Here is a 20,406-nt window from a genome sequence, read left to right as displayed (position 1 = left end):
AAATAGGGCAAAAAAAACGGGGTGCGGCGCAGGCCGAACCCCGTGTTTATCAACGTGCGCGCATCAGTTGCGGAATGGGTTGCCGCTGTTGCGAACCGGCTGGCTGACGGCCGGTGCGGCAGCGCGGGTAGCGGTTGGCGCAGGCGCGGCGACCTGTTGCATCGGCGCGTTGTCCTGATAGCCGTCCGCGTAGGCGTCCTGAGCACGGTTCTGCGGCGCGACGGCGTCAGGCGCGGTCGACACCGGTTTGCCCAGTGCGCCGTTCAGCGTCAGCAGATCGTTCTGGTTCAGCGTGCCGAGCGCCGACTTGATGTTCAACTGGTTGATCAGGTAGGTATAACGCGCGCTGGAAAGCTGCTGCTTGGCGTTATACAGGGTACTGGTGGCGTTCAGCACGTCGACGATGGTGCGGGTACCCACCTGGTAACCGGCTTCCATCGCATCCAGAGAGCTCTGCGCGGAGATCACCGCCTGTTTGTAGGCGTTGATGCTGCTGATCGAGGCGTTGACGTTGTTGAACGACGAACGCACGGTCTGCACCACGCCGCGGTGGGCGCTTTCCAGCTGCTCGCTGGCGCCGACAAAGCCGTACTGCGCCTGTTCCACCTGCGAGTTGGTTGCGCCGCCGCTGTACAGCGGCAGGCTGATCGAAACGCCCACCTGGTTTTGGCCGGCATCAGAATTGCTGTAACGGCTGGAGCTCAGCGTGTCGTGAGTAGCGGAACCGTTGTAACGGGTATTGGTGATCCCGGTCGACGCATTCAGGTTGACCGTCGGCATATAACCGGTCTGCGCAGAGCGGATCTGCTCGCGCGCCAGGTCCTGGCTCAGACGGGCGGACAGCAGGCTCAGGTTGCGCGCTTCCGCTTCTTTCAGCAGGTTGTTCACCGCTTCCGGGCGCTGGGTGCTGAAGCGATCGGTATTCAGCGAGGCCAGCTCCGGATAGAAGGTGCCGGTGATCTGGCGCAGCGCTTCCAGCGCGTTGTCCAGGTTGTTGCGGGCGGTGACTTCGGCCGCCAGCACGGTGTCGTAGGAGGAACGGGCGTTCTGCACGTCGGTGATCGCCACCAGGCCCACGTTGAAGCGCTGGGTGGTTTGATCCAACGTACGGTAAACCGCTTGTTTGTTCGCCTGGGTATAGGAGAGCGTGTCAATGGCGCTCAGCACGTTGAAATAGGCGGTAGCGGTATTGAGGATCAGCTGCTGTTCCGCCGTCTGGAAGGTCACGTCGGAGATGCCGGCGGTCTTTTCCTGCAGCGTCAGCGCGCGCCATTTCGACATGTCGAAAATGGTTTGGGTCAGGCCGAGCGAAGCGCTGGTGACATTGCTGTTGACGCCGTTGCTGTCGCGATAGCCGTTATTGTAGTTGTAACCGGCGCTCAGGCCGAGCTGCGGCAGCAGCGGGCTGCGCGCTTCATTGATCTTTTCGAATGCGGCGTCGCGGTCAGCAGCACTTTTGCGCAGATCCGGGTTACTTTCCCTGGCCTGTTTGTAGACCTGCAGCAGGTTCTCTGCCTGGCTCATTGCACTGAAGCCGCCCAGGCTCAGTCCGATAAGAAGGGGGAGCAGTTTCTTCATTTGCATTCCTTGTTGTGCAGCAATATTGCTATGTTAGCGCTGACGATAGACGAAATAGTTGCCGATTCTAGCAGAGTCTGCGGTGCGCATCAGGTGGCTGAATGTGCCATCTCGCGCAACTTTTACCTTTCAGACCGCCTATTTACCTTGACGTACTGCCCGGGTCGACTGCAGCTGATATTATGGCTGACAATCCGGATTGTTTCCCACTATTACATGCGAGCGCACAAACGTGCCGCATCCGGCGGCGAAAAACAGCCTAACATAAAGCCGCGGCGGACAGTCCCGCTGTTTCTGTCATCAAAACCGTTTATTTTATCGGCATACTCACGCAGGAGAATTCGCTAATGAACCGTTCGCAGCCGTCGCCCGTCACTTTCGACAAAAAAGATGTAGAGATTATTGCACGCGAGACGCTGTACCGTGGTTTTTTTTCACTCAATTTATACCGGTTCCGTCATCGCTTGTTCAATGGCGAAATGAGTCCTGAAATCACGCGTGAAATTTTCGAGCGCGGCCATGCGGCGGTGCTGCTGCCTTACGATCCGGTGCGCGACGAAGTCGTGCTGATTGAACAACTGCGCATCGCCGCGGTCGATACCAGTAATTCGCCCTGGCTGCTGGAAATGGTGGCGGGTATGATCGAAACCGGCGAAAGCGTCGAAGACGTGTGCCGCCGCGAAGCGCAGGAAGAGGCCGGCGTGGTGGTCGGACGTTGCAAACCGGTGCTGAGCTACCTGGCGAGCCCCGGCGGCACCAGCGAACGTCTGTCGATCATGGTCGGCGAGGTGGACGCCGGCACCGCCGAAGGCATCCACGGCCTGGCGGAAGAGCATGAAGATATCCGCGTCCACGTGGTCAGCCGCGAGCAGGCTTACCGTTGGGTCGAAGAGGGCGCGATCGATAACGCCGCATCAGTGATTGCATTGCAATGGCTGGCGTTGCACCATGAATCGTTGAGAAAAGAGTGGGCCAACTAATGAAACAGCGCTATACCCCTGATTTCCCCGAAATGATGAGATTGTGCGAAACCAACTTCGCGCAATTGCGCCGCTTGCTGCCGCGCAACGACGAAGCGGGTGAAACGGTAACTTATCAGGTGAACGGCGCCGGCTATCGTTTGACCATCGTTGAGTCCACGCGTTACACGTCGCTGGTGGAGATCGAGCAGATTTTTCCGGCGGTCAGCTACTGGAGCCTGCCCGCGATGACGGTGCGGTTATACCATGACGCCATGGTTGCGGAAGTGTGTTCCAGCCAGCAGATCTACCGCTTTAAAGCGCGTTATGATTATCCTAATAAAAAGTTGCATCAACGCGACGAAAAGCATCAAATTAACCAGTTTCTTGCTGATTGGCTGCGCTACTGTTTGGCGCATGGAGCGATGGCGGTTCCGGTTTGTTAGACAGACTGAAATAACAAAGGACACCATTTGGAAAGCCTGTTTAAACTGCCTGTGGCGAGTGGGGCCGCGGTCAGGATTCTACAAATAACAGATACCCACCTTTTTGCCGGCGAACACGAGACGCTGCTCGGCATCAATACCTATCGCAGTTATCACGCGGTGCTGGAGGCCATTCAGGCGCAGCGCCGCGATGTCGATCTGATCGTCGCCACGGGAGATTTGGCGCAGGATCATTCGCAGGCGGCGTACCGCCACTTTGCCGCCGGCATTGCGCAACTGCCGGCTCCCTGCGTGTGGCTGCCGGGCAACCACGATTTTCAACCGGCGATGGTCGACGCGTTGGCCGCCGCTGGCATCGCCCCTTCCAAGCAGGTGTTGCTGGGCGACAGCTGGCAGGTGCTGATGTTGGACAGCCAGGTATTCGGCGTACCGCACGGCGAATTGAGCGAATACCAGCTCGAATGGATGGAGCGCTGCCTGCAGGCTCACCCCGAGCGCTATACGCTGTTGCTGTTGCACCATCATCCGCTGCCTTCCGGCTGTACCTGGCTCGATCAGCACAGCCTGCGCAACCCGCATATGCTGGGGGCGATCCTGCTGCGCTACCCGAAAGTGAACACCGTGGTGTGCGGGCACATTCACCAGGATTTGGATCTGGAATGGCAAGGCCGGCGTCTGCTGGCGACGCCGTCCACCTGCGTGCAATTCAAGCCGCACTGCACTAACTTTACCATCGACGACGTCTCTCCCGGTTGGCGCTACCTCGATCTGCTGCCGGACGGCCGCGTCGAGACGCAGGTGTTCCGCCTGGAAAACGACGACTTCCGCCCCGATATGGACTCGGATGGATACTGATGCCTTCGACACTGCTCTACCTGCACGGTTTCAACAGCTCGCCGCAGTCGGCCAAGGCGGTGGCCTTCAAGGCCTGGCTGGCCGAGCGTCATCCCGATATCGAGATGCTGGTGCCGCAGCTGCCGGCGTTTCCGGCGGAGGCCGCCGAGATGCTGGAGAACCTGGTGCTGGAACGCGCCGGGCAAACGCTCGGGCTGGTGGGCTCATCGCTGGGCGGCTATTACGCCACCTGGCTGTCGCAGTGTTTTTCGCTGCCGGCGGTGGTGGTCAACCCGGCGGTCAAGCCGTTTGAGCTGCTGGTCGACTACCTCGGCGCCAACGAGAACCCCTACACCGGCCAGCAATATGTGTTAGAGTCTCGGCACGTTTACGATCTGAAAGTGATGCAGATCGATCCTTTGGAGTCGCCGGATTTAATCTGGCTGCTGCAGCAAACGGGCGATGAAATTCTCGATTACGGCCAGGCAGTGGCGTATTACACCGCGTGTCGGCAAACGGTGGAGTCGGGTGGAAACCACGCCTTCGTCGGTTTCGAGCACTACTTCCCCCAGATTGTGGATTTTTTAGGGCTAAACGCGGTCTGACGGACCGTTCCGGCACCTCCCTTTAACCACGAAAAAATAATCAACGATGACTCAATCCAGCTATAACGCTGATGCCATTGAAGTACTCAGCGGTCTAGAACCAGTGCGCCGTCGTCCCGGCATGTATACCGACACGACGCGCCCAAACCACCTCGGCCAAGAGGTGATCGATAACAGCGTCGACGAAGCGTTGGCCGGCCACGCCAAGCGCATCGACGTGATTCTGCACGCCGATCAGTCGCTGGAAGTGATCGACGACGGCCGCGGCATGCCGGTGGACATCCACCCGGAAGAGGGCGTGCCGGCGGTTGAGTTGATCCTGTGCCGGCTGCACGCCGGCGGTAAATTCTCGAATAAAAACTACCAGTTCTCCGGCGGCCTGCACGGCGTTGGCATCTCGGTGGTCAACGCCCTGTCGAAGCGGGTGGAAGTCAACGTGCGCCGCGATGGCAACGTTTACAGCATCGCCTTCGAAAACGGCGACAAGGTGCAAGATCTGACGGTGACCGGCACCTGCGGCAAACGCAACACCGGCACCAGCGTGCACTTCTGGCCCGACGAACAGTTCTTCGACAGCCCGCGTTTCTCGGTATCGCGCCTGACTCACCTGCTGAAGGCCAAAGCGGTGCTGTGCCCCGGCGTCGAGATCTATTTCATCGACAAGGTGAACAACACTGAACAGCGCTGGTGCTACCAGGACGGCCTGACCGACTACCTGATGGAAGCGGTCAACGGCCTGATCACCCTGCCGGAAGCGCCGTTCGTCGGCAACTTCGCCGGTGACACCGAAGCGGTGGACTGGGCGCTGCTGTGGCTGCCGGAAGGCGGTGAGCTGCTGACCGAAAGCTACGTCAACCTGATCCCGACCATGCAGGGCGGCACCCACGTCAACGGCCTGCGTCAGGGGTTGCTGGACGCGATGCGCGAGTTCTGCGAATTCCGCAATATTCTGCCGCGCGGCGTGAAGCTGTCGGCGGAAGATATCTGGGATCGCTGCGCCTACGTGCTGTCGGTGAAGATGCAGGATCCGCAGTTCGCCGGGCAGACCAAAGAGCGTCTCTCCTCGCGTCAGTGCGCGGCCTTCGTTTCCGGTGTGGTGAAAGACGCCTTCAGTCTGTGGCTGAACCAGAACGTTCAGGCGGCGGAACAGTTGGCCGAGCTGGCGATTTCCAGCGCCCAGCGCCGTCTGCGCGCCGCCAAGAAAGTGGTGCGCAAGAAGCTGACCAGCGGGCCGGCGCTGCCGGGCAAGCTGGCGGACTGCACCTCGCAGGATCTGGCCATGACCGAACTGTTCCTGGTGGAAGGGGACTCGGCGGGCGGATCGGCCAAGCAGGCGCGCGATCGCGAATATCAGGCGATCATGCCGCTGAAGGGCAAGATCCTGAATACCTGGGAAGTCTCCTCGGACGAAGTGCTGGCCTCGCAGGAAGTGCACGACATTTCCGTGGCGATCGGCATCGATCCGGACAGCGAAGACCTCAGCCAGCTGCGCTACGGCAAAATCTGCATTCTGGCGGATGCGGACTCCGACGGCTTGCATATCGCCACGCTGCTGTGCGCGCTGTTCGTGCGCCACTTCCGTTCGCTGGTGAAAGGCGGCCACGTCTATGTCGCCATGCCGCCGCTGTACCGTATCGATCTCGGTAAAGAGGTGTTCTACGCGCTGGATGAAGAAGAAAAAGCCGGCGTGCTGGAACAGCTGAAGCGCAAGAAGGGCAAGCCGAACGTCCAGCGCTTTAAAGGCCTGGGCGAGATGAACCCGCTGCAGCTGCGCGAAACCACCCTCGATCCGAACACCCGCCGTCTGGTGCAGCTGACGGTGGCGGAGGATGACGTCGATCAGACGCTGGCGGTGATGGACATGCTGTTGGCCAAGAAGCGCTCGGAAGATCGCCGCAACTGGCTGCAAGACAAGGGCGACATGGCCGAATTGGCGGTCTGAGCCTGACCCTGGCCCGGCGGTTCGTCGGGCCTGCTTTCCCGCAGGGCGTTCATGCGGCGCCCGATAACCTGGGGCGGAGTGCATGAAGATCACGCTCGAAGAATTGCTGGCGTTCACCTCGGTGGTCGACAGCGGCTCCATTACCTCCGCCGCCGATCAGCTCGGCCAGACCACCTCCGGCATCAGCCGCGCGCTCAGCCGCCTGGAGAACAAGCTCGATACCACCCTGATGCGCCGCACCACGCGTCGCTTAGAGCTGACCGAAGAGGGGCAGAGTTTCCTGAGCCATGCGCGTACGATCATCAGCTCGGTGGAAAATGCCGAGGAGCAAATGGCGGTGCGCCGGCAAATGCCTGCCGGGCGGTTGCGGATCAACGCGGCCGCGCCTTTCATGGAGCACGTCATCGTGCCGATGGTGGCCGGGTTCAGAGAACGCTATCCGCAAATTTCGCTCGAACTGAACACCGACAACCTGATTATCGATCTGCTGGAAAAACGCACGGATATCGCCATTCGCATCGGCGTGCTGCGTGATTCGACCATTCACGCGCGCGCGCTGGGGGCCAGCCGGCTGCGCATTCTCGCCAGCCCGGCTTATCTGCAGCGGTGCGGTGTGCCGCAGAGCGTGGATGAGCTGCATCATCATTGCCTGCTGGGTTTTACCCAGCCGGAATCGCTGAACCAGTGGCCGTTGCGTTATCGCCAGGCGCCACATTTCACCATCACGCCAACCCTGGCTGCATCCAGCGGTGAAACGCTGCGGCAATTGGCGCTGCGAGGCGAGGGGATCGTACAGCTGGCAGACTTCATGACCCGCCGCGATCGTGAAGAGGGCCGGCTGGTGACGTTGCTGGAACAGGAGACGCTGGACGTGCGCCAGCCGATCAATGCCGTTTATTACCGCAATACGCAATTGGCGGCGCGCATCACCTGTTTTCTTGACTACGTCAGCGCGCACATCGACGCGCAGACGTTATAAGGCGGGGTTTACAGGGCGTTTTCCAGAATGTAGATCTCGGTGCCCAGCACGCTGTCCTTGATGGTGTCGCGGTGTTTGAGCATGTGCTCAATCGCCAGGTGTTTTTCCAGATGCGCCATGCTTTCCCATTTCTCCAGCATGAATACCGAATCCGGCGACAGCTTCTGCCAGGGGGCTTGGGTATTGCTGTCGATCATCGGCGTATATTCGCCGCAACCTTCTTCCGCCAGCACCAGCGGCACCAATTTTTCAATGGCTTGCAGTACGGTGGCGCGGTGGCCCGGTTTGGCTTTGATTTCTGCAATTACAGTGATCATGCTTGCCTCGTTAATGAAGATATTCTGGCTCAGTTAAGCAAAAATTTTCGCCAGATGCTCGCGATAACGTGCGATATCCGTCTCGATATCCGGTTGTTTTATCACGTCATTGCAGATAAAGGTCGGCAGCGCTTCCATTCCCAGGAACTGATTGGCTTTGTGGAAGTGCAGATAAACGCCATCGACGCCGACGCCGTGGAAGAACTGATCGGGATCGGTGAAAGCTTCCAGCGGGGCGTTCCAGGTCAGGCTCAGCAGGTATTTCTTGCCCTGGATCAGGCCGCCGGAGCCGTATTTTTTACCGGCGTCGGTGCGGGTGCGGCCGTCGCTGGCGTACAGGCTGCCGTGACCGGCGGTGAACACTTCATCGATGTATTTTTTCAGGATCCAGGGCTCGCCCATCCACCAGCCCGGCATCTGATAGATGACCGCGTCGGCCCACAGGTATTTCTGTACTTCGGCCTCGATGTCATAGCCGTCGTCGACCACGGTGACCTGCACATCGTGCTGCAGATCGCGCAGGAAGCTTTCCGCCACGTCACTCAGGGTTTGGTTGAGTTCGCCGTTAGAATGGCCGAATTGCTTTTTAGCGTTGATAATCAGGATATTGCTCATCTTTCGCGGCTCCCGTCAGAGTTAAGATATGGCATGCTTCCCGCCGAAAGGGGGGAAACTACCTAGCTGGCGGTGAGTGTAATCGTTAGCCGCGCAGGTAAAAATGCGATCTGGCGCACAACAGTGTTGACTGCCAGTCAATAAACAGGCCGCCAGAGAGCGAAATTTTGCATAAACCGCATAGCGCAACCGGCCGTCGCCGGCGATCCTTGCGCCAACTGTGACAGCTACCCCGCAGATGGGTTACTATCGCGGGCAGAATCGACAAGCGATGCCTTTTGTCGTCCAAGGGATTGCCAAGCCACGGTCTGAGGATAATTGAGTAATGAGTGATCTGACTCATGACGGTGTAGAGCGTTTACCGCTGCACACATTCACTGAAAACGCCTATCTGAACTATTCCATGTACGTCATCATGGATCGGGCGTTGCCGTACATTGGCGACGGTTTGAAGCCGGTACAACGCCGCATCATCTACGCCATGTCTGAGCTGGGGCTGAACAACAGCGCCAAATTCAAAAAATCCGCCCGTACCGTGGGCGACGTGTTGGGTAAATACCACCCGCACGGCGACAGCGCGTGTTATGAAGCCATGGTGCTGATGGCGCAGCCGTTCTCGTACCGCTATCCGCTGGTGGACGGCCAGGGGAACTGGGGTGCGCCGGACGATCCCAAGTCGTTCGCGGCGATGCGTTATACCGAATCGCGCCTGTCCAAATACGCCGAAGTGTTGCTGGCCGAACTGGGTCAGGGCACGGTCGACTGGATCCCGAACTTCGACGGTACGCTGCAAGAGCCGAAGATGCTGCCGGCGCGTCTGCCGAACATCCTGCTGAACGGCACCACCGGCATCGCGGTCGGCATGGCGACCGATATTCCGCCGCATAACGTGCGCGAAGTCGCCGCCGCTGCGGTGGCGCTGCTCGACAAGCCGGGCGCCTCGCTCGACGACCTGCTCGAGTTCGTGCAGGGGCCGGACTTCCCGACCGAAGCCGAGATCATCACCCCGCGCGATGAAATTCGTAAGATCTACCAGAGCGGCCGCGGTTCGGTGCGCATGCGCGCCGTGTGGAAGAAAGAAGACGGCAGCGCGGTGATCACCGCCTTGCCGCATCAGGTGTCCGGTGCCAAGGTGCTGGAGCAGATCGCCAGTCAGATGCGCGCTAAAAAGTTGCCGATGGTCGAAGATCTGCGCGATGAGTCCGACCACGAAAACCCGACGCGTCTGGTGATCGTGCCGCGCTCCAACCGCATCGATCTGGAGCAGGTGATGAATCACCTGTTCGCCACTACCGATCTGGAACGCAGCTACCGCATCAACATGAACATGATCGGTCTGGACAACCGCCCGCAGGTGAAAGGGCTGGTGGAGATCCTCACCGAATGGTTGGCCTACCGTCGCGATACGGTGCGCCGCCGCCTGAACTACCGCCTCGAGAAGGTGCTGAAGCGCCTGCATATCCTCGAAGGTTTGCTGGTGGCGTTCCTCAACATCGACGAGGTGATCCACATCATCCGCAGCGAGGATGAACCGAAGCCAGTGCTGATGCAGCGTTTCGGCATCTCCGATACCCAGGCGGAAGCGATCCTCGAGCTGAAACTGCGCCACCTGGCCAAGCTGGAAGAGGTTAAGATCCGCGGCGAACAGGATGAGCTGGCGAAAGAGCGCGATCAGCTGCAGGCGTTGCTGGCGTCCGAGCGCAAGCTGAACACGCTGATTAAGAAAGAGATCCAGGCCGACGCGCAGACCTACGGCGACGATCGCCGTTCGCCGCTGACCGAGCGTGCGGAAGCCAAGGCGATGAGCGAGCACGACTTCGTGCCGTCCGAGCCGGTAACCATCGTGCTGTCGGAAATGGGCTGGGTGCGCAGCGCCAAGGGTCACGATATCGATCCGAGCGGTTTGAGCTACAAGGCCGGCGACAGCTTCCGTGGCGCGGCGCGCGGCAAGAGCAACCAGCCGGTGGTGTTCATCGACTCTACCGGGCGCAGCTATGCGCTCGATCCGATGACGCTGCCTTCGGCGCGCGGGCAGGGCGAGCCGTTGACCGGCAAGCTGACGCCGCCGCCGGGCGCCACCATTGAACAGGTGCTGATGGCGGCCGACGATCAGAAACTGTTGATGGCCTCCGACGCCGGTTACGGCTTCGTTTGCACCTTCAACGATCTGGTGGCGCGCAACCGCGCCGGCAAGGTGATGATCACGCTGCCGGACAACGCCAGAGCGCTGCCGCCGATGGAGATCCACGGCGCAGACGACATGCTGCTGTCGATCACCGCCGCCGGGCGCATGCTGATGTTCCCGGTTGCCGATCTGCCGCAGTTGTCGAAGGGCAAGGGCAACAAGATCGTCTCCATTCCGGCGGCGCAGGCCGCGGCCGGCGAAGACAAACTGGCCTGGCTGTTCGTCCTGCCGCCGCAGGCCTCCGTCACGCTGCACGTCGGCAAACGCAAGCTGACGCTGCGTCCTGAAGATCTGCAGAAATTCCGTGCGGAACGCGGCCGCAAAGGCACCCAGCTGCCGCGCGGCCTGCAGCGCATCGATCGCGTCGAAGTGGATGCGCCGGTGCGGGCTGCGGGCGGCGACAGCGAAGAGTAAGCGTTGGCGCTGGCGTTAATGGGCGGTCGCAGCGTGCTGTGGCCGCCTTATTTATTTTTGCTGGCGTTTATTCTCCAAATAGTTAACATTTCTGCGCATAAAATTATTGTGCGTACTGCCGCCGGGCGGGAAAATAGCGAGAAATGCAGGCGACATGGGCGTGCTTTCCGCCTTGCCGGCAAATCAAATAATGAGTAAAGGAATCTGCGCAGCGAAGTAAACTGCGTTGGCAGTGTGCTAATGAGGTTGTTATGTTATTGATTTTGCGTGCCGTTCTCGCCACTCTTTTCTGTATTCTGGTGTGTATTTTCGGTTCTGTTTATTGCTTGTTCAGCCCGCGCAACCCTCGCCATGTGGCGACCTTCGGCCATCTTTTCGGCCGTCTGTCGACGCTGTTCGGCATCAAGGTTGAAACCCGCGTGCCGGCCGATGCGGCCAACAACGGCAACTGCATCTATATCGCCAACCACCAAAATAACTACGACATGGTGACGGCCTCCAATATCGTGCAGCCGCGCACCGTGACCGTCGGTAAAAAAAGTCTGGTGTGGATCCCGTTTTTCGGCCCGCTGTATTGGCTGACCGGTAATCTGCTGATAGATCGTGATAATCGTGCCAAGGCGCACGGCACCATCGCCCAGGTGGCGGAGCAGTTCAAGAAGAAAGACATTTCGATCTGGATGTTCCCGGAAGGGACCCGCAGCCGCGGGCGCGGGCTGATGCCGTTTAAAACCGGCGCGTTCCACGCGGCCATCGCCGCCGGCGTGCCGATTGTGCCGATCTGCGTATCCACCACCAGCGGTAATATAAATCTTAACCGTTGGAATAACGGTCATGTGATCGTCGAGATGTTGGCGCCGGTGGATACCAGCAAGTACGGCAAAGAAAACGTGCGCGAGCTGGCGGCCCATTGCCGCGAGCTGATGGAGGCGAAGATCGCCGAATTGGACGCCGAAGTCGCCCAGCGCAACGCTGCAAAAAAATAAGAGTCTACCGGCTTCAAAGAATAAGGTTTTAATTGGCGTTCAGCGCCGTTAACGCCTGAACGCCTGCTAATCTTGATTGGCGGGCGTTTGGGTTTTGCACACGGTTTAGTTATTGCTTTTCATGGAGAAAATATGTCACTCAGTCGACGTCAGTTTTTACAGGCATCGGGCCTGGCGCTGTGCGCGGGCGCCGTGCCGCTGAGGGCTGAGGCGAGCGGAACGCAGACCCCGTTACCCATTCCCCCGCTGCTGGAATCTCGCCGCGGTCAGCCGCTGTTCCTGACCTTGCAGCGCGCCCACTGGGCGTTTATGGATAACCGCAAAGCGGCGGTGTGGGGCATCAACGGCATGTACCTGGGGCCGACGGTGCGGGTTTACAGCGGTGATGACGTCAAACTGATCTACAGCAACCGTCTGCAGGAGCCGGTGGCGATGACCATCAGCGGTCTGCAGGTGCCGGGCACCCTGATGGGCGGCGCGCCGCGCATGATGTCGCCTAACGTCGACTGGTCGCCGGTGCTGCCTATTCGCCAGGCGGCGGCCACCTGCTGGTACCACGCCAACACGCCAAACCGTATGGCGCCGCACGTATACAACGGGCTGGCCGGGCTGTGGCTGGTGGAAGATGCCGTCAGCAAAGCGCTGCCGCTGCCCAACCACTACGGTGTCGACGATTTCCCGCTGATCATTCAGGACAAACGCTTCGATAACTTCGGCACGCCGCAATACGATGCACCGTCGCAGGGCGGTTTCGTCGGCGATACGCTGCTGGTCAACGGCGTGCAAAACCCGTATGTCGAAGTGTCGCGCGGCTGGGTGCGTTTGCGTTTGCTCAACGCTTCCAATGCCCGGCGTTATACCCTGCAGCTCAGCGACGGGCGGCCGTTCAACGTGATCGCCAGCGATCAGGGCTTCCTGCCTGCGCCGGTCGCGGTGCAACAGCTGTCGTTGGCGCCGGGGGAACGTCGGGAAGTGCTGATCGACATGTCGAAGGGCGACGAGGTGACCATCACCGCCGGTGAAGCGGCAGGCATCATGGATCGCCTGCGCGGCCTGTTCGAACCGTCGAGCATTCTGGTGTCCACTCAGGTGCTGACGCTGCGCCCAACCGGCCTGCTGCCGCTGGTGACCGACAACCTGCCGATGCGCCTGCTGGCGGATCAGCTGTTGGACGGCAGCGCCAGCCGCACCCGCGATTTCCGCCTGGGTGAGGGTGGCGTCGGCATCAACGGCGCGATTTGGGACATGAATCGCATCGACGTGCAGGCGCAGCAAGGCACCTGGGAACGCTGGAACATTCATGCGGATACGCCGCAGGCGTTCCATATTCAGGGCGTGCAGTTCCTGATCAAACGCGTTAACGGCGCGCAGCCGATGGCGGAAGATCGCGGCTGGAAGGACACCGTCTGGGTCGATGGCGACGTTGAGCTGTTGGTGTATTTCAACCAACCCACCTCCGAACACTTCCCGTTCCTGTATTACAGCCAGACGCTGGAGATGGCCGACCGCGGCACCGCCGGCCAGCTGATGGTGCAGCCGGCGATGTAACCTGCTCTGCGGGCCGCTTACGGCGCCCGCAGCATTTCCAAAAAGGCCTGCACCACCGGTGTCACGCTGTCGGTGCGGTATACCGCGTACAGATCCGCCGAAGGCGCGTGCTGCAGCGAGCAAAACCGCACGCCGGGCCATGGGATGCGGCCGTAGCTGTCCGGCAGCAGCGTAATGCCGCAGCCTTCCGCCACCAGCGCCAGCAGGGTCTGCGGCTCGTTGACTTGATACGCGACGTCCGGCAGGAATCCCTGTTGCAGGCACAGATTGTGCAGATACAGCCCCAGGCTGGCCTCATGCGGCGGCAGTACGATGAAGCTGTCGTTCTGCAGCGCCGCCAGCGGAATATTTTCCTGCTGCGCCAGCGGGTGATCGAGCGGCAGCACCACGGCGATGCTTTCGCACGCCAGCCGTTGGCTGGTCAATCCCGGCAGCGTCTGCTGCTGCGCCTCTCGCCATACCCCGATATCGATATGCCGCTTTTGCAGCGCGGCGATTTGCTGGCTGGGCGTCAGCTCGTTCAACGACCAGGTGACGCCGACGCTCTGCTCGCTGAAGCACCGCAGCGCCGCGATCAAACCGCCCCAGGCTGAGGTGCCGACCATGCCGACCACCATGTGGCCGCCTTCGCCGCGCCCCATTTGTTGTACCTGATGCAGCGCGCTGTCGGCCTGATCCAGCAGCCGTTCGACGTTGCGCAGCAGCGTGCGGCCGGCCGGCGTCAGCGTCATGGAGCGGGTGGTGCGTTTGAACAGCACTACCCCGAGCTGGCTTTCCAGTTCTTTGATGTGCTTGCTGAGCGGCGGCTGTGACATATTCAGCCGCCGCGCCGCCTGAGTAAAATTCATCTCTTCCGCCACCACGCGGAAATAATGCAGCAGGCGGAAGTTAATCCGACCGGGATCGGGCAGGGCATGGGGCGGGTTCATCCGGGGTAACGCCTCCTGTGACGCAGCTCAACTTATAGGTAAATGGAATAAATCAGCCGCCAAGAATGTATTGGTCTCGGCCATGCCTCGCTCTCTACTATGGGCATTATTGTCCCCCGCTGAAAGAGAGAATACGATGTTTAATCAAGAAGATGCTTTTACCTGCGCCGATGTCGTCCGCGCCCGCCTGCCGGGTTTCCAGCCGAAGGCGGCCTTGATTCTCGGCTCCGGGCTCGGCGCCCTGGCGGAGGTGATGACCGAAACCGTCACCATCGATTACGCGGAGCTGCCGGGTTTCCCGGTGAGCGGCGTCGCCGGCCACGCCGGGCAACTGGTTGCCGGCAAGCTGGAGGGCGTGCCGGTATTGTGCATGAAAGGGCGCGGTCATTTCTATGAAGGGCGTGGCATGCAGGTGATGACGACTGCGGTGCGCACCTTCAAGTTGCTGGGCTGTGAATTCCTGCTGGCGACCAACGCTGCCGGTTCGCTGCGCCGCTCGGTGGCACCGGGCAGCCTGGTGGCCATTACCGATCACATCAACTTCATGCCGGAATCGCCACTGGTCGGCGCCAATGACGATCGCTTCGGGCCGCGCTTCTTCAGCCTGGCGAACGCTTACGATCGCGATCTGCGCGCCCAGTTGGCGGCGGTGGCCGAAAGCGCCGGCATCCCGCTGGCGGAAGGGGTGTTCGCCGCGTACACCGGGCCGAACTTCGAAACGCCGGCGGAGATCCGCATGATGCAGACCCTCGGCTGTGACGTGGTGGGCATGTCGATCGTGCCGGAAGTTCTGACGGCGCGCCACTGTGGCCTCAAGGTGCTGGTGGTGTCCGCGATGACCAACTACGCCGAAGGGCTGTCGGATACCCCGCTCTCCCATGAACAAACGCTCAGCTGCGCGGCGCTGGCGGCGGACGATTTCATGCGTCTGATCCGCGAGCTGTTCAAAACGCTGTAACACCGCAAGCATACCGGCGGCGGGCTGCAGGGGGCCCGCCGCACCAATCATCGTTGAAAGCATAATAACAAGGTGATGGCGATGGCGATAAAAACACGATTGAAGTTAATGATTTTCCTGCAGTTCTTTATCTGGGGTGCCTGGCTGGTGACGCTGGGCTCCTACATGATCAACACGCTGCATTTCAGCGGCATGCAGGTGGGGATGGTTTACAGCGCCAAGGGCATCGCGGCGCTGGTCATGCCGGGGCTGGCGGGCATCATCGCCGACCGGTGGATGAAGGCCAACTACCTGTATGCGCTTTGCCACCTGCTCGGGGCGCTGGCGCTGTACTGTGCGGCGCAGGTTGAACAACCGATGCTGATGTTCTGGGTGATGCTGTTCAACGCTATGGTCTATATGCCGACCATCGCGCTCTCCAACGCCATTTCCTATTTCTGCCTGGAGAAACACGGCTTTGACACGGTGAAGGACTTTCCGCCGGTGCGGGTGTACGGCACGGTGGGATTCATTCTGGCGATGTGGCTGGTCGGTTTCAGCCAAATCGAGCTCAGCAACCTGCAGCTATATCTGGCATCTGCGGCCTCGCTGCTGCTGTCCGCCTACTCGCTGACGTTGCCGCGCTGCCCGACCAACCGCGCGGCCGAGTCGAAGAGCTGGGTCAGCGTGCTGGGATTGGATGCGCTGGTGCTGTTCCGCCAGCGGCGCATGGCGCTGTTTTTCCTGTTCGCCATGTTGCTTGGCGCGGCGCTGCAGATAACCAATACCTTCGGCAATCCGTTCCTGCACGATCTGTCGCTCAATCCGCTGTATCAGGACAGCCTTAGCGTCCGGTATCCGGCGGTGCTGCTGTCGCTGTCGCAGATCTCCGAAGTGTTCTTTATCCTCACCATTCCCTTCTTCCTGCGCCGTTACGGCATCAAGCAGGTCATGTTGATCAGCATGGCGGCCTGGACGCTGCGCTTCCTGTTCCTGGCCTATGGCACGCCGGTCGGCTTTGGTTTCGTGCTGCTGTTGTTGTCGATGATCGTCTACGGCTGTGCGTTCGACTTCTTCAATATTTCCGGCGCCATTTTCGTCGAGAAGGAGGCCGATCACCGCATCCGCGCCAGCGCGCAGGGGCTGTTCATGACCATGGTCAACGGTTTGGGCGCCTATCTGGGGGCGCTCGCCAGTGGCGAGGTGGTGGACTTCTTCAGCCATGACGGCGTGAAAGACTGGCAGAGCATCTGGTTGGTGTTTGCGCTGTATACGCTGGTGCTGGGGATCGTCTTCGCATTGAGCTTCAACTACCGCCACCAGCCGCAGGAGAGCGCGGCGGCGGCGCAGTGAGGCAGAGGGCGCAGCCAGGCTGCGCCCGGCAACGTCAGGCCTGAGGGAAGCGCTGTTGCAGTTGCTGCCGGCTCGGCGGATTGGCTGCGCCGAGGCTGGCCACCACGCAGGCGGCGACCCGGTTGGCCAAATCGACCGCCTGCGGCAGCGGCCAGCCGGCGGACAGGCCCGCCAGCAAACCGGCGCAGTGGGCATCGCCCGCGCCGATGGTATCGACCACGTCCACCGGATAGGCGGGAACGTGCAGCGGCGGCGTGCGGCCATCGCAGATCCATGCGCCGTCGCGATCCAGGCGGCAAATCAGCGTCAGATTACGCGCGGCGGCATAGCGCTGCGCGGCTTCCACGGCGTCACCGGCGCCGCACAGCGTGGCCACCTCGTCGCGGTTGAGCGTCAACAGGGTGTGGCTGTCGCTGAGCATGGCGAAGAAATCTTCGCTGAGCTGAGCGATGCGCGGGCCGGGATCGATCAGGCGCGGTTGGTCGAACGGCATACGCGTCAGCCACTCGCGCAGCGCCTCGCCGCTTTCGCCCGCCAGTTCGTAACCGCTGGCGTAGATCAGAGTGTGCTCCGCCAGCGGCAGCGTGGCCAGCTGCGCTTTATTCCACTGGCTTTCACAACCGGAAACCGTGATGAAGGTGCGTTCGCCGTTCGGTTCCACCAGCGCCAGGCACCAGCCGTTATCCATCTGGCCGTGGCGCAACAGCACCTCCAGCCCGAGCTCGCCCATGGCGGCTTCGATCGCCGCGCCCCATTCGCCGTTGCCGACCGGCATGCCGTTGATCACCGGCGCCTCGAGGTGCACCAGCGCGCGCGCCACGTTGAACGCGCAGCCGCCGATTTGCCGCGCCTGCGGCTGGGCTTCGATATCTTCGCCGCTGGTCGGCAGGCGCGGCAGCGTCATCACCAGATCGCCGACCGCGCCCCCAATCACCAGGACAGGTGTTACAGCTTCCCACTCACTCATTGATGTTCTCTGCGTTGGGTCAGGTACAGGCCGTAAGCGATCAGACTCACCGCAAACGACACAAACAGCCCCAGGCTGGAATCGGCGAACAAGCCTTTGGCCAGCGGGCCGTCGATAAAACCGGTTTTGGTGACCAGCAGGCCGCACAGGGCGCCGAGGAACCAGCAGAACAGCGGGGCTTTGCGCACGCCGCGGTTCTGGCCATGCAGGCCGTACAAAGCGTTGCCATCATACCCGTGGTGGCGGCGCAGGCACAGGTAATCGAGCAGGAAAATCGCCTCCCAGGCCGCCAGGAATACGCCGCAGAACACCAGGAAGGAGATGAACGGCCCCATAAAGTCGCCGGAGATGAACAGCACATACAGCGCGATGCCCAACACCACTACGGCGTCGATCGACACCGCCAACCACTGTTTGACCTGCACGCCGATGGTCAGCAGGTTAAGGCTGGCGGAATACAGGCTGAGCACCGCGATGGTGACGATGCCGGCGGTGGCGGCCAGCAGATAAGGAATGGCCATCCAGGCGGGCAACACCGAGCCAATTAGCGCGATGGGGTTGGCGGCGCTGGCCAGATCGGGCAACTGCACGGAAAGCAGGATGCCGGCCAGCATCAGCAGCATCAGCGGCAAGCAGGCACCGCCCATCACTGCGGCGAAAATGCTTTTGCTCGAGGAGTTCGGGCTTTGATAGCGGCTGTAATCGGCGCCGGCGATCGCCCAACTGATGCCGGTGCCGGCGGCGATCACCGAGACCGCAGGCAGGAAGCCGGTTAACCAACTGCCGGAAGGCAGCGCCAGCACCTGGCTCCACTCGGTATTGAACAGGATATACAGCACCACGATCAGCGTCATGGTGCCGAAGATGCGGCTGAACCAGCTTTGCATCCAGACCACGGTATTTTGCCCCAGTAGGCTGACAACGATAGTGAGCCCGCCGAACAGCAGCAGGCTGAGCGCGGTCAGCAGGTGGCTGGTTCCGAGCCCGAAGGCCTCGAACAGCGCCGCCAGCGTCAGGGTGCCGGTGATCACGTTGACCGCTTCCCAACCCATCAGATTGATCCAACTGAACAGGGTCGGCGCCACGTTGCCCTTCAGGCCGAAAATCACCCGCGAGAGCGTCAACGTAGAGGTGCGCCCGCGCTTGCCGGCGAAGCTGGTGAGGCCGACCAGCACGAAACTGGCGACGCCGACCAGTGCGGCGAGTACCGATTGCAGGAATGACAAGCCGAAGCCGACGATGATGGCGCCGTACACCACGCCGAGAATGCCGATATTGGCTGCCGACCAGATCCAAAACAGCTCGATGGGCTTACCGGTTTGCTCTGCGTCCGGCACCCGGTCGATACCGGTGCTCTCTACCTTCCATGCTTCATTGCGATTGATATCGGTCATAGCAAATGATCCCTGTTGCGCAGGGCCGCGAGGGCCGCCGCAGTTGACTGAAAATCGATTCCGTTGGCGCGGTTGACGCTGGCTATCCCGCGGTCGGGACAGGTGTCGATACCGCGCAGTGTATAGCGGCTGATGCCGCCAGGTCTGTCAAAGTGAGGGCGATGCCCGTCTTTTCGGGTGAGGCACGTCGGCCGCACGGCGCCAATGAGTGTAGTCAAAGAGTGGGTCTGCAGCGGGGGGGGGCGAAGCGGGAACGTTTCTATATGCCGACATCGATCCGTGTCGCCCGCCGCAAAGGGATCCTGTGATATGGCTATGAGCAGTGAGCAAGCTATCCATTAGCTCCGTTGCTTATTATAGGGCGTTTATGCTGACAGTATATACCCGCTGCCGACCATCAAGGGTATCCTTTAGGCGCGGCAGCGGGTTTTTTATTGTTTTTAAAGTGGGTCCCTGGTGTTGGTGCGATTGATGTATCAACATCAATAAGCACAGATTACGCGCGATCTAGATCCAATGAAAGTCCATTGAGCAAAAATTGTGATGTCACTCTGAAAACATTAGCGATATTTTAGTTATGGTGAAGGGCTTTGTCGCCGAACCGGCGATAGGATAACGGCGAACCAGGGACAAATGGCGAGACAAGAGGGTTGGCGAATGACGGATTTTATGGCCTGGTTGCGTGAACATCTGGCGCAGGGAACGGCGGCGCCGCGCTATATTCAGCTGGCGACGGCGATAGAAACCGCGATCAGACAGCAGGTGTTGGCGGCTGAGGCGTTTTTGCCGGCGGAACGGCAACTGGCTGAGGGCTTGACGCTGTCGCGCGTCACCGTCAGCAAAGCGATGAAACTGCTGGAGGAGAAGGGATTGATTTCGCGGCAGCAGGGCGTTGGCACCCGCGTGGCGATGCGTATCGGCTATTCCCTCGATAAGGACAGCGGCTTCACCGCGCAGGCGCTGCGTCACGGCAGCAGCGTCAGCAACCGCTGGCTGCTGCGCACCCGGGTCGGCGCGCCGGCCAAGGCCGCGGCGGCGCTGGGGTTAACGGAAGGGGATGAGGTGGTCAAGCTGCGGCGTCTACGTTTGTTGAACGGCAGCCCGGTCTCGCTGGAAACCACCTATATCCCGCCGCGCTTCCTGCCTGAGCCGGCGCAGCTGGAGCACTCGCTGTATGCGTTATGGCAATCGCGCGGCATCGTGCCTGAGGATAAACACTTTTTGCTGAAGGCGGTGTCCTGCAGCGACGAGGTCGCCGAACTGCTGAACGTGCCGTGCGGCGCACCGCTGTTGCATATCACTCAGACCAGCCGTAACGCCAAGGGGGAGGCGCTGGAGTTCAGCGATATTTTGTGCCGCAGCGACGTATATGAATTCGAAGTGAACGGTTAGCGAAATAACCATGCTCTTTTTGTCAC

Annotated in this window: 19 protein-coding genes; 13 read left to right on the top strand and 6 right to left on the bottom strand. The window is 60.6% G+C overall.

What is annotated here, in order from left to right; all coding sequences use genetic code 11:
• Window positions 1-63: 63 nt before the first annotated feature.
• Window positions 64-1,578, bottom strand: coding sequence for an outer membrane channel protein TolC (gene tolC, locus AC6BYQ_RS22415; protein ID WP_019453066.1), 1,515 nt, complete (start codon window positions 1,576-1,578; stop codon window positions 64-66).
• Window positions 1,579-1,925: 347 nt separating this feature from the next.
• Between tolC and nudF the strand changes: the two genes are divergently transcribed.
• From nudF to AC6BYQ_RS22385, 6 genes are all read left to right on the top strand, one after another.
• Window positions 1,926-2,558: an ADP-ribose diphosphatase gene (nudF, locus tag AC6BYQ_RS22410; RefSeq protein WP_004937242.1), complete on the top strand. Its 633-nt coding sequence runs from the start codon at window positions 1,926-1,928 to the stop codon at window positions 2,556-2,558.
• A complete protein-coding gene (locus tag AC6BYQ_RS22405; protein ID WP_004937244.1) occupies window positions 2,558-2,983 on the top strand; it encodes a DUF1249 family protein in 426 nt (141 codons plus the stop codon). The genes nudF and AC6BYQ_RS22405 overlap by 1 nt, the downstream gene beginning before the upstream one ends.
• Window positions 2,984-3,010: 27 nt before the next feature.
• On the top strand, window positions 3,011-3,838 hold the full coding sequence (gene cpdA / locus AC6BYQ_RS22400; RefSeq protein ID WP_019453065.1) for a 3',5'-cyclic-AMP phosphodiesterase: 828 nt from the start codon (window positions 3,011-3,013) through the stop codon (window positions 3,836-3,838).
• Window positions 3,838-4,422: an esterase YqiA gene (yqiA, locus tag AC6BYQ_RS22395; RefSeq protein WP_063918730.1), complete on the top strand. Its 585-nt coding sequence runs from the start codon at window positions 3,838-3,840 to the stop codon at window positions 4,420-4,422. The genes cpdA and yqiA overlap by 1 nt, the downstream gene beginning before the upstream one ends.
• A 46-nt stretch (window positions 4,423-4,468) precedes the next feature.
• The gene (gene parE / locus AC6BYQ_RS22390) at window positions 4,469-6,364 is read left to right on the top strand and encodes a DNA topoisomerase IV subunit B (protein WP_004937254.1); all 1,896 of its coding nucleotides are present in this window, start codon (window positions 4,469-4,471) and stop codon (window positions 6,362-6,364) included.
• An 82-nt stretch (window positions 6,365-6,446) separates the two neighbouring features.
• Window positions 6,447-7,343 (top strand): LysR substrate-binding domain-containing protein, encoded by an 897-nt coding sequence (locus tag AC6BYQ_RS22385; RefSeq protein WP_019453062.1) that lies wholly within the window; start codon window positions 6,447-6,449, stop codon window positions 7,341-7,343.
• Window positions 7,344-7,351: 8 nt separating this feature from the next.
• On the opposite strand, the gene AC6BYQ_RS22380 is transcribed toward AC6BYQ_RS22385, so the two are convergent.
• Together AC6BYQ_RS22380 and AC6BYQ_RS22375 are read right to left on the bottom strand one after the other, a co-directional pair.
• Window positions 7,352-7,660: a putative quinol monooxygenase gene (locus tag AC6BYQ_RS22380; RefSeq protein WP_019453061.1), complete on the bottom strand. Its 309-nt coding sequence runs from the start codon at window positions 7,658-7,660 to the stop codon at window positions 7,352-7,354.
• Between the two features lie 33 nt (window positions 7,661-7,693).
• Window positions 7,694-8,275 (bottom strand): NAD(P)H-dependent oxidoreductase, encoded by a 582-nt coding sequence (locus AC6BYQ_RS22375; RefSeq protein WP_019453060.1) that lies wholly within the window; start codon window positions 8,273-8,275, stop codon window positions 7,694-7,696.
• Between the two features lie 325 nt (window positions 8,276-8,600).
• Between AC6BYQ_RS22375 and parC the strand changes: the two genes are divergently transcribed.
• The 4 genes from parC to ftsP all read left to right on the top strand — a co-directional run bounded on the left by parC (window position 8,601) and on the right by ftsP (window position 13,408).
• The gene (parC, locus tag AC6BYQ_RS22370; protein ID WP_019453059.1) at window positions 8,601-10,874 is read left to right on the top strand and encodes a DNA topoisomerase IV subunit A; all 2,274 of its coding nucleotides are present in this window, start codon (window positions 8,601-8,603) and stop codon (window positions 10,872-10,874) included.
• A gap of 3 nt (window positions 10,875-10,877) precedes the next feature.
• Entirely contained in the window at window positions 10,878-11,072 is a 195-nt protein-coding gene (locus AC6BYQ_RS22365) for a hypothetical protein (RefSeq protein ID WP_498057550.1), read from the top strand.
• A 53-nt stretch (window positions 11,073-11,125) separates the two neighbouring features.
• The gene (locus AC6BYQ_RS22360; RefSeq protein WP_004937266.1) at window positions 11,126-11,860 is read left to right on the top strand and encodes a 1-acylglycerol-3-phosphate O-acyltransferase; all 735 of its coding nucleotides are present in this window, start codon (window positions 11,126-11,128) and stop codon (window positions 11,858-11,860) included.
• Window positions 11,861-11,992: 132 nt separating this feature from the next.
• Window positions 11,993-13,408: a cell division protein FtsP gene (ftsP, locus tag AC6BYQ_RS22355; RefSeq protein ID WP_019453057.1), complete on the top strand. Its 1,416-nt coding sequence runs from the start codon at window positions 11,993-11,995 to the stop codon at window positions 13,406-13,408.
• 17 nt (window positions 13,409-13,425) lie between these two features.
• On the opposite strand, the gene AC6BYQ_RS22350 is transcribed toward ftsP, so the two are convergent.
• Window positions 13,426-14,337, bottom strand: coding sequence for a LysR family transcriptional regulator (locus tag AC6BYQ_RS22350; RefSeq protein WP_498057549.1), 912 nt, complete (start codon window positions 14,335-14,337; stop codon window positions 13,426-13,428).
• A 136-nt stretch (window positions 14,338-14,473) separates the two neighbouring features.
• Between AC6BYQ_RS22350 and xapA the strand changes: the two genes are divergently transcribed.
• A complete protein-coding gene (gene xapA, locus AC6BYQ_RS22345; RefSeq protein ID WP_063918732.1) occupies window positions 14,474-15,295 on the top strand; it encodes a xanthosine phosphorylase in 822 nt (273 codons plus the stop codon).
• Window positions 15,296-15,376: 81 nt separating this feature from the next.
• Window positions 15,377-16,627: a nucleoside permease gene (locus AC6BYQ_RS22340; protein WP_309530658.1), complete on the top strand. Its 1,251-nt coding sequence runs from the start codon at window positions 15,377-15,379 to the stop codon at window positions 16,625-16,627.
• A gap of 34 nt (window positions 16,628-16,661) precedes the next feature.
• On the opposite strand, the gene AC6BYQ_RS22335 is transcribed toward AC6BYQ_RS22340, so the two are convergent.
• The gene (locus AC6BYQ_RS22335; RefSeq protein ID WP_025160101.1) at window positions 16,662-17,594 is read right to left on the bottom strand and encodes a PfkB family carbohydrate kinase; all 933 of its coding nucleotides are present in this window, start codon (window positions 17,592-17,594) and stop codon (window positions 16,662-16,664) included.
• Window positions 17,591-18,988 (bottom strand): purine-cytosine permease family protein, encoded by a 1,398-nt coding sequence (locus tag AC6BYQ_RS22330; protein ID WP_074055062.1) that lies wholly within the window; start codon window positions 18,986-18,988, stop codon window positions 17,591-17,593. The genes AC6BYQ_RS22335 and AC6BYQ_RS22330 overlap by 4 nt, the downstream gene beginning before the upstream one ends.
• A gap of 657 nt (window positions 18,989-19,645) precedes the next feature.
• On the opposite strand from AC6BYQ_RS22330, the gene AC6BYQ_RS22325 reads away from it, so the two are divergent.
• Window positions 19,646-20,380: a GntR family transcriptional regulator gene (locus AC6BYQ_RS22325; RefSeq protein WP_019453051.1), complete on the top strand. Its 735-nt coding sequence runs from the start codon at window positions 19,646-19,648 to the stop codon at window positions 20,378-20,380.
• Window positions 20,381-20,406: the final 26 nt, after the last annotated feature.

The sequence above is a fragment of the Serratia sp. LTN-2 genome (assembly GCF_059740205.1).
The sequence above is the reverse complement of the archived record's forward strand: the minus strand, read 5'-3'. Positions and strand labels throughout refer to the sequence as shown.

Coding starts and splice junctions, on each gene's coding strand:
- tolC (WP_019453066.1), bottom strand. CDS start 1,578: ATGAAGAAACTGCTCCCCCTTCTTATCGGACTGAGCCTGGGCGGCTTC.
- nudF (WP_004937242.1), top strand. CDS start 1,926: ATGAACCGTTCGCAGCCGTCGCCCGTCACTTTCGACAAAAAAGATGTA.
- AC6BYQ_RS22405 (WP_004937244.1), top strand. CDS start 2,558: ATGAAACAGCGCTATACCCCTGATTTCCCCGAAATGATGAGATTGTGC.
- yqiA (WP_063918730.1), top strand. CDS start 3,838: ATGCCTTCGACACTGCTCTACCTGCACGGTTTCAACAGCTCGCCGCAG.
- parE (WP_004937254.1), top strand. CDS start 4,469: ATGACTCAATCCAGCTATAACGCTGATGCCATTGAAGTACTCAGCGGT.
- AC6BYQ_RS22385 (WP_019453062.1), top strand. CDS start 6,447: ATGAAGATCACGCTCGAAGAATTGCTGGCGTTCACCTCGGTGGTCGAC.
- AC6BYQ_RS22380 (WP_019453061.1), bottom strand. CDS start 7,660: ATGATCACTGTAATTGCAGAAATCAAAGCCAAACCGGGCCACCGCGCC.
- AC6BYQ_RS22375 (WP_019453060.1), bottom strand. CDS start 8,275: ATGAGCAATATCCTGATTATCAACGCTAAAAAGCAATTCGGCCATTCT.
- parC (WP_019453059.1), top strand. CDS start 8,601: ATGAGTGATCTGACTCATGACGGTGTAGAGCGTTTACCGCTGCACACA.
- AC6BYQ_RS22360 (WP_004937266.1), top strand. CDS start 11,126: ATGTTATTGATTTTGCGTGCCGTTCTCGCCACTCTTTTCTGTATTCTG.
- ftsP (WP_019453057.1), top strand. CDS start 11,993: ATGTCACTCAGTCGACGTCAGTTTTTACAGGCATCGGGCCTGGCGCTG.
- AC6BYQ_RS22350 (WP_498057549.1), bottom strand. CDS start 14,337: ATGAACCCGCCCCATGCCCTGCCCGATCCCGGTCGGATTAACTTCCGC.
- xapA (WP_063918732.1), top strand. CDS start 14,474: ATGTTTAATCAAGAAGATGCTTTTACCTGCGCCGATGTCGTCCGCGCC.
- AC6BYQ_RS22340 (WP_309530658.1), top strand. CDS start 15,377: ATGGCGATAAAAACACGATTGAAGTTAATGATTTTCCTGCAGTTCTTT.
- AC6BYQ_RS22335 (WP_025160101.1), bottom strand. CDS start 17,594: ATGAGTGAGTGGGAAGCTGTAACACCTGTCCTGGTGATTGGGGGCGCG.
- AC6BYQ_RS22330 (WP_074055062.1), bottom strand. CDS start 18,988: ATGACCGATATCAATCGCAATGAAGCATGGAAGGTAGAGAGCACCGGT.
- AC6BYQ_RS22325 (WP_019453051.1), top strand. CDS start 19,646: ATGACGGATTTTATGGCCTGGTTGCGTGAACATCTGGCGCAGGGAACG.